Origin of the sequence: Novosphingobium sp. (assembly GCF_019748365.1) — a bacterium.
In the GTDB taxonomy this organism is placed as follows: Bacteria; Pseudomonadota; Alphaproteobacteria; order Sphingomonadales; family Sphingomonadaceae; genus Novosphingobium.
The window spans coordinates 1-7985 of sequence record NZ_JAIEPN010000124.1; the positions used below are offsets into that span (position 1 = coordinate 1).

At 58.5% G+C, this 7985-nt stretch carries 8 protein-coding genes; all 8 read right to left on the reverse strand.

Annotated features, from left to right (window positions below; genetic code table 11):
• Window positions 1-211: 211 nt before the first annotated feature.
• Window positions 212-1189, reverse strand: a complete 978-nt coding sequence (gene gnd / locus K5Q19_RS14785; protein WP_292946635.1) for a phosphogluconate dehydrogenase (NAD(+)-dependent, decarboxylating) — start codon at window positions 1187-1189, stop codon at window positions 212-214.
• 212 nt (window positions 1190-1401) lie between these two features.
• A complete protein-coding gene (locus K5Q19_RS14790) occupies window positions 1402-1896 on the reverse strand; it encodes a DNA starvation/stationary phase protection protein (protein ID WP_292946638.1) in 495 nt (164 codons plus the stop codon).
• Window positions 1897-2082: 186 nt separating this feature from the next.
• Window positions 2083-2364, reverse strand: coding sequence for a hypothetical protein (locus K5Q19_RS14795; RefSeq protein ID WP_292946640.1), 282 nt, complete (start codon window positions 2362-2364; stop codon window positions 2083-2085).
• 123 nt (window positions 2365-2487) lie between these two features.
• Entirely contained in the window at window positions 2488-2760 is a 273-nt protein-coding gene (grxC, locus tag K5Q19_RS14800; protein WP_292946642.1) for a glutaredoxin 3, read from the reverse strand.
• A gap of 45 nt (window positions 2761-2805) precedes the next feature.
• A complete protein-coding gene (locus tag K5Q19_RS14805) occupies window positions 2806-4542 on the reverse strand; it encodes a cytochrome c biogenesis protein DipZ (protein ID WP_292946645.1) in 1737 nt (578 codons plus the stop codon).
• Between the two features lie 108 nt (window positions 4543-4650).
• Window positions 4651-5010, reverse strand: coding sequence for a response regulator (locus K5Q19_RS14810; RefSeq protein ID WP_292946647.1), 360 nt, complete (start codon window positions 5008-5010; stop codon window positions 4651-4653).
• 16 nt (window positions 5011-5026) lie between these two features.
• Entirely contained in the window at window positions 5027-6631 is a 1605-nt protein-coding gene (locus tag K5Q19_RS14815; RefSeq protein ID WP_292946650.1) for a GAF domain-containing protein, read from the reverse strand.
• Between the two features lie 40 nt (window positions 6632-6671).
• Window positions 6672-7937: an acetyl-CoA C-acyltransferase gene (locus tag K5Q19_RS14820; RefSeq protein WP_292946653.1), complete on the reverse strand. Its 1266-nt coding sequence runs from the start codon at window positions 7935-7937 to the stop codon at window positions 6672-6674.
• Window positions 7938-7985 lie beyond the last annotated feature (48 nt).

Genomic DNA, 7985 nt, shown 5'->3' on the forward strand with positions numbered 1-7985 from the left:
CAAGCACCAGCGCTTGCACCGGTGCCTTCTCGGCACGTCAGCAAATCAGCGCAAGGCGGCCCTCACCGCAGGGTTACGTTCGTGTGACAGAGACGCTCGAGGTGTAAGTTCTGCCGAACGTCACCCTAGCGGCCGTGCTTGTGAATCCAGCAAGCGGTATCCAGCTATCGCGTCGAATGTCACCAGCATGACTGCTGGTGTAGTGGCTCGCTCATTGAGGCATCTCGACATGCCCACCAAAACCGAAGCGCATGGCTGAGAGGAGCTTGTCGCCAAAGGTATGATCGACGCGGCTGCGATAGCGCGCGAACAGGGCCGCTGAGAGGACGTAGGCCGGGACGGCTTCTTCCATAGCCGCATCAATAGTCCACTGGCCCTCGCCTGAATCCGAGACGTGGCCGGTGAATTGCTCGAGCATTGGATCCGCGACCAGGCCAAGCGCGCACAGATCGAGCAACCAAGACGAGATCACGCTGCCGCGACGCCAAACTTCGGCAACATCGGTCAGATCGATTTCAAAGCGTTCGTCGGGCGGGAGCCGTTCGGAGGACTTGCTCTTTAGGATGTCGAAACCCTCTGCATATGCCTGCATCAGGCCGTATTCGATACCATTATGGACCATTTTGACAAAATGGCCGGAGCCGGTGGGGCCGACGTGAATATAGCCGCGCTCGGCGCGATTGTCCGGGCCGCTGCGTCCAACGGTGCGAGCGATCGAACCATAGCCTGGAGCGAGCGTGGCAAAGACGGGATCCAATAGGTCGATGGTCTCTTTGTCGCCACCAATCATCATGCAGTAGCCGCGCTCGAGTCCCCAGACCCCACCTGATGTGCCGACGTCGACATAGTGGAGTTGTTTCGCTCGTGCCGCAGCTCCACGTTTGATGTCATCCTTGTAGAAGCTGTTGCCGCCATCAATGATGATGTCGCCGACCTCGGACAATTCCATTAGCCTGTCGACTATGCCCTGGGTGGGGGCTCCTGCCGGGAGCATTACCCAAAAGATCCGCGGGGCGGAGAGTTTCGCGACGATGTCTTCCAGCGAATTCGCTCCGATGGCACCTTCGCCAACGAGCTTGGTCACCGCGATAGGGTCACGGTTATAGGCGACGATTTCGTGGCCGCCGCGCATCAGGCGGCGCGCGATATTGGCACCCATGCGACCGAGGCCGATTATTGCAAGACGCACAATGCTACTCCTTCTGTCTGGATTTTGCGGCTGCTCGGACAATATCGACCTGGGTGCAACCGCCATTGGTGCGATGTGGCGACCACATCACTTTCTGACTACGCCACGAGCAAGTCCATCTCGTTGCAGGTCAGGATGCGTCCAACTCACCAGCGACATGGCCTAAGCTGTCGCTATCAAGCCATCGCCTCCACTGAGACGGAGAGGCAGACCTAACGGCTGATCTCGAAGAGAAACCATGCACGGCGCTCCGCCTCGTCCGTCCAAGTATCAATCAGGCCGGACGTTGCATTGTCGTTCGCCTTGTCCGCGATTTCCTTGGCGCGGCGAAGCGACTCGACCAGCAGGAGATTGTCGGCTCGCAGCTCGCTCATCATGTCCTGCGGCGTAACGAACTTTTTGTCGTGGTCCTTAATGGTCTGGTGGCGAGCGATATCGCCGATCGATCGAATAGTTGTGTGGCCCGTCTTTCGGGCGCGCTCGGCAATCGCATCGGTGATAGCCAGGATTTCTGCGGCTTGCTCATCGAGAAGTAGGTGATAGTCCCTGAAGTATGGCCCGGAGACGTGCCAGTGGAAGCCCTTAGTTTTCAGGTATATCGCATAGGCGTCAGCCAGAATGACCCTTAGGGCGTCAGCGATGGCCATAGTCGCACATCCGTCGAGATCGGAAAGCGTCGAAACAGCGACAGCGCTAGTTTTTGGCATCGGTTATACTTTCTGAATCATCATCAAAAAAATAGCCAGCACAGGTTATCCTGCCGATAGCGATGGGTGGAGGATGAGTTTATTGCCATGTAAAGTCCAATAACGAGCAGCTATAGTTTTGATACCCTTGAACGACATTCGCAGCGTTACGGGACAAACATTCCGGAACCGTGAAGTTGCCAATTCTCACTCTCTCTCGTCTGCTTGAAAGCCAAGCACGAATGCCACAACTTTCTCTGCGGACATTTCACAGGGTTTGAGTGATGATTTGCCAGAAAAGAAACGATACAGGTTGAAACTGATGATATCAGTCCCGGCCAACTCCTTGGCGAACAGACTGTTTCGGCGTCCGTCCTCCGATCGCCGGACTACCAAGCCGAAACGCTGGCCTTCGTATACTCCCTGGCTGTATCCCTCGGGAAGCTTTCTGAATGCTTCGTCAAACTCGGCAAGCTGCATCTGATCCATCAATATCTCTCGTCGCTTGTGGCTATGGTTGCGTTTTTCCAGACTGATGAAACGATCGGCGTATCCTCCCATATTTTTCAATGGCGCGTAGTTTGGGTGCTGTCGGACCCGGGCGGCGACCGTTCAGGTCCCAGCGGGCTTGCTCGCAAGAAGTTCGTCGAGGCCTCTCTTGGCCTCGAGCGCGAGCAGCTCGTCACAACCACCGACATGGGTGCCATTGATAAAGATTTGCGGCACGGTTTTTCGACCCGACGCTTTTATCATCGCCTGCCGGTAAGCCGGATCCGCCTCGATATCGAGCTCGTTCCATTGCACTCCTTTCTCGCTGAGGAGTTTTTTGGCCCTGCGGCAGAACGGACACCAGCTCATGGTGTAGAGGAGGACATCCGGCTTCATGTAATGGCTCCGATCATCGAATATTTAGGCTAGGCACGGCTGGCCTCAGCCGAAGGTGAAGGCGAAAGTTTGAGCTCCGGGGTCGAGAAACTCGATTTCGAAGGTGCGTTCGCGGACGGTGCCGCTCTGCCGCACCAACTGATATAGCCGCTGCCTATCGACAATGCCGTGTCCTGCGGCGTCGATGTCACTACCGCGGTCGTTGGATGGCGCCTTTCCATCGATCGTCACCCGAAAACGAATGCGCTGTCCCGCTGACATGGTGCCAAGAACGAGATGGAGGTCCCGTGCGTGGAAGCGGTAGACAAGGCGAGCGCCGGGCGATTGGGCTGCGGCATATTCCGGGCCTGCAACCCACTGACCGGACAGCGCCCATTCGTTCAGTCGCAACCTCTTTGGAACGGAATATTCGTGAGCTTTGTCACGGGAGTAGCCATTTTGTGAAACGAGCCGCCCTCCGCGGGCATAGCCGATATAGGTTTCGGGGGAGAGGACCTTGCTTTCGCTCGCTGCGGCAGAGACGCCGACACCGCGCACCGACACCGTTCGCATGTCACCAACCGCTTCCCCGTTCTCCGCAAGGAGCCGCTGGATGACCTGTTCGGACTCGGCATAATTGCCTTCCCCGAAATGATGATGTCGGATGCGGCCTTCGCCGTCGATGAGATAGCTAGCGGGCCAATAGCGATTGTCGAATGCGCGCCAGATTGCATAGTTGTTATCAAGAGCGACAGGGTAAGTGATGGTCAGGTCGCGCACAGCCTTCGTCACGTTACGTCGATCTTTCTCGAACGCAAACTCCGGCGCGTGAACGCCGATGACGACGAGGCCTGCGGCCCGGTATTTCCTTTCCCACGCACGCACGTACGGAAGCGCGCGCAGGCAGTTTATGCAGCTGTAGGTCCAGAAGTTTATTAGCACGACCTTGCCGCGCAAGCCTTCTCGGGTTAGCGGGGGGGAGTTCAGCCAGTTTGTGGCGCCGGTCAGCGATGGCAAACTCCCTTCAATCCCGAGCGGCGATTCATCAAAAGGGCTGGTGCGCGCCGTTTGATTGTCCGGCTGTATTAGACCGAGCAACTTCTGTTCGGCATTTGTCGTACCGGCAAGTGACAGCTGGGTCAGCAGGCCGGTGTCCAATCCGAGCGCGATTCCGGCCACCGCAACTAGGACGAACGCCCCAAGCGAGCGACGAAGCCAGTTTCCAAGCCTGATTGTCCGCTTCATCGCAGCAAGCATGCGTTTCCCGAACAATAGCGCTAGGGCGAGTGACGTAGTCGCTCCTCCAGCATAGGCAAGCAGGAGCAGCGAAGTGCCAATGTTGGCACCTTGCAACGCGGCTCCGGTCAGCACCAGGCCTAACACAGGTCCTGCGCAAGGCGTCCAAAGCAGGCCTGTAGCTACGCCAAGCAGGCCCGACGCTAAAATGCCGCCACTTTGCGAACCTGGCGAATCCAAGGATTGCGAAAGCTGGCCGCCTAAGCGGACGAGGGGGCGCGTCGCTCGATCCGCGAGAGCAGGAAAGAGCAGCAAACCACCAAAGGCACCGAGAATGACTAATGCCACTGCTCTTCCAATGCTATTGGCCTGAACGGCCCAACCGCCGCCGATCGCGGCCAAGGTCGCAACGCCGGAGAAGGTAATGGCCATACCAATTAACAGCGGAAGCCCGCTCCGCACGAATGGCTGGCCGGCTCGCGCAAAGACGAATGGGAGTACAGGCAGAATGCAGGGGCTGACAATCGTCAGCATGCCGGCAAGATAGGCCAGGGGCACCAGGATCATACCCTGCTCATCAGACGGAGCAGCATCTCTTGGCGCGCAGGCGCAGAACCTGGAGTAACCATCGTTGCTCGCATGTTTGGTCAACCACCCGAGCTTCGCGTCGGCGCGCTAGGCCGCCATTCGTTTTACGGTGTCGAGGACACGATCTTGGCGATAGGGCTTCGGGAAGAAGACAACATTTGTCGGGATGGGTTCCTCCGCGGGCCAGGGCCTCCCCGATGTCACAATGATCTGAACATCTGGCCAACGCGCACGTATGCACTCCGCCAGTTTGATGCCGCTGATGCCTCCGGGCATGTCCACGTCGGTGAATACCACGCGGATATCCCGCCGATCCTCCATAGTCGCGATCGCCGCCGTTGCATTGGAGGCTTGTAGCACCTCGAAACCAGCTTCCTCGATCATGTCCGATGCAAACAGACGGATAAGTGGTTCGTCTTCGACGACGAGGACCACGGGTTTGATCATTGCACACCATCCTAACTCAAGCTTGGGCCAAATTGCGCAGCGGGGCTTTCAGGTCGGCGGAGAACCCTGACCGATCGTAACGAATGTTGACGCCGCCTATTCCTAATAGCCCGGTGCTGATGAGTTTGGATCCGAAGCCGCGTCGGGGCGGGGCAGTTACCGGCGGTCCACCGCTTTCGATCCAGCGGATAACCAGAAGATCGTCAGTCTTCCCATTTTCGATGCCCCAAGTGAGCAATACTTCACCATCGTTGTTCGATAGTGCGCCATACTTGAAGGCGTTGGTCAACAATTCGTGCACAATCAGGGCAAACGAAACCGCTGCCCGTGGACCTAGAGCCACGGGCGGCCCGTCCAATCTGCAACGATTGGCGAACCCAATAGTCTCGAGAACCGTGCTTGCGACTGTTTCCAGATCGGCCTGTGCCCAATTCGCTTCAAGCAACGCGTCATGGGCCGCGCTGAGTGCGATCAGCCGTCGCTCGAAGGCATAGACCGCTTCGCGATCGACGATCGTTCTCAAGGTCTGGTTTGCGATTGCTTGGACCATCGTCAGGGTGTTCTTCAGCCGATGTGAGATCTCACCGTTGACGATGCGCTGCTGCTGCTCGGCGCGATGTTCGGAAATACCGGCTTCCAGGCGATCGGCAGCGCTGCGCAAGAATGCTATCTCTTCCGCCGGCCACGTCCGCGGATGAGCCGAGTGGACGAAGAGCACGGCAATCGTCTTGCCCTTCTCGCGCACGGGCATGTTTATTAGTGAGCGAACACCGATGCGCATCGCGCTCTGCAGAACTTGTAGCGTGCGTTCGTCATTTTGGGCGTCCCACACGACTAACGGCTCGCCGTGTGCAAGGGGCGCTTGTAAATCGGCGCAGGCATCGAGCCGGTCCCGTCCGACGATGCTTACAGTCCCTGGAGCGGTCCAATCGTTCTTTACGTCGATCGTTGCAACCGCGTCGTCTATGGACGCGAGGCCCGCGCGATCCGCAGACAGCAAAGGGCCAACGATGCCCGCAGTGTTGAAGGCCATCTGCTCCGTGTCTCGGCTATCGCGGATTGCCTCTCCGATTTCGACCAGTGCGGTCTGCAACGTCATTATGCGGTCGCTTGTATGGGCGATGCGACGAAGTTCGAGGTTTTCGCTCGCGAGCCTTGCAAGAGCCAGCAGCATCGCTTTCTCCGTCTCAGTCAGCCCTTCTGGGCGAGGGACGGTGTCGATGACACACAGGCGCCCGACGATGATGCCAGAGCGGAGGACCAACGGCGCACCGGCATAGGCCCGGAAGTGACGTTTGCCTGTGACCAGGGGGTTAGTCCTTGTGCGCCCATCAGCCGCTAGATCCGGAATCTCTAGGACATCGGCGCGATCGATGTCGATCTGGCAAACTGAGTGCTCAATCTTCGTTTCATAGACGTCGAGGCCGAACCGTGCCTTGAACCATTGCCGATCGGTGTCGAGCAGCGTGATTAACGCAACCGGAGCAGCGCAAGCCTTTGCCGCGACGAAGACCAGGTCATCAAAGGCCTTCTCCTCAGGCGAGTCGAGAACCATCAGGTCGGCAAGCGCTCGAGCGCGCAAGTGTGCCGTCTGACCGGGAATAACAGTATCCGGAATCACCGTTCATCTCCCCGTTGCGAGTGCGTTGGCTGTTTTCCGATTAGTCGCGTTCGAGCAGAGCGATTGTGCCTTGACCGCCATCGGCGCAGATGCTGACGATTGCCCGCGATCCAGTTGGCATGGCCCAAAGTTCTTTCACCGCCTGGCTTAGGTCGCGCGCGCCTGTAGCACCGAACGGGTGACCTATCGCGACCGAGCCTCCATTGGGATTGACGCGATCCCAGTCGAAATCGCCCATATCCGCCAGCACGCTGGCTTTCGCGCGCACCCAATCCGGATCGGTGATAGCTGCGACGTTCGCCAGGACCTGCGCTGCGAAGGCTTCGTGGATTTCCCAAAGCGCGATGTCGGAGAAGCTGAGTTCATTCCGCGCGAGCAAGCGCGGAATGCCATAGGAGGGAGCCATCAACAGACCCTCGGTGTGGAAATCGACGGCAGAAATCTCATAGTCGACGAGCCTCGCGTGGGGTGTGCCCGCCGGAAGTCTCGCCATACCGGCTTGGGTTGCAACCCAGCACCCGGCAGCGCCGTCCGTAATCGGAGAACTATTGCCAGCTGTGAGCGTTCCGCGTCCACTGTCGCGATCAAAGGCGGGCTTCAGAGCGGCAAGCCGCTCTTGCGAAGTGTCGGCGCGCGGGTTCGCATCGCGCGCTAGCTCAGGCAAGGGGATCACGAGATCATCGAAGAAGCCACGCTCCCACCCAGCGACTGCCCGCTGGTGGCTCTTGAGGGCCCAATCATCCTGCGCTTCACGCGAAATCCGCCAAGCCTTGGCCGTCTCTTCCATATGATCACCCATGGTCTTGCCGGTCGTTCTGTTGGCCCAGCCCTTTGTTGGGAGCACGTAGTCGCGGGGAGTCAGGGATTGAAGAGCGGCAAGCCCCCCAGCTGGATCCTTAGCGAAGAGGTCAGAGAGCCGCTTTGATGCATCGGCAGTAAGGGCGATTGAAGGTCGGCTCATGACCTCGGAACCGCCCACGATGGTGAGATCAATTCCTTCACCCAACATTCCTGCTGCAGCGAAGGTCGCCGTCATACTGGTAGAGCATGCCAAAACTACAGAGAACGCCGGAACGTTCGGATTGAGCTTGGCATCAAGCCAGGTTTCGCGAGCAATGTTGCTCCAGCCCAAATTCGGGATCACCGTTCCCCAGACGAGGAGATCGGGCTCTGCGTGCTCGGCCATCGCCTGCACGACAGGCACAGACAGAGTGATAGCGTCGTAGGCCGCCAATGCGCCACCGCCGCGGCCGAAGGGGGTCCGCAGGCCTGCGGCTACATAGACGGGTTGGGCAAAGCGGCTCATGATGATCTCCAAAATTGATCCGAGGACTGCATGTCTAGGATCAGAGGT

Coding starts and splice junctions, on each gene's coding strand:
- K5Q19_RS14810 (WP_292946647.1), bottom strand. CDS start 5,010: ATGATCAAACCCGTGGTCCTCGTCGTCGAAGACGAACCACTTATCCGT.
- K5Q19_RS14820 (WP_292946653.1), bottom strand. CDS start 7,937: ATGAGCCGCTTTGCCCAACCCGTCTATGTAGCCGCAGGCCTGCGGACC.
- grxC (WP_292946642.1), bottom strand. CDS start 2,760: ATGAAGCCGGATGTCCTCCTCTACACCATGAGCTGGTGTCCGTTCTGC.
- K5Q19_RS14795 (WP_292946640.1), bottom strand. CDS start 2,364: ATGGATCAGATGCAGCTTGCCGAGTTTGACGAAGCATTCAGAAAGCTT.
- K5Q19_RS14790 (WP_292946638.1), bottom strand. CDS start 1,896: ATGCCAAAAACTAGCGCTGTCGCTGTTTCGACGCTTTCCGATCTCGAC.
- K5Q19_RS14805 (WP_292946645.1), bottom strand. CDS start 4,542: ATGATCCTGGTGCCCCTGGCCTATCTTGCCGGCATGCTGACGATTGTC.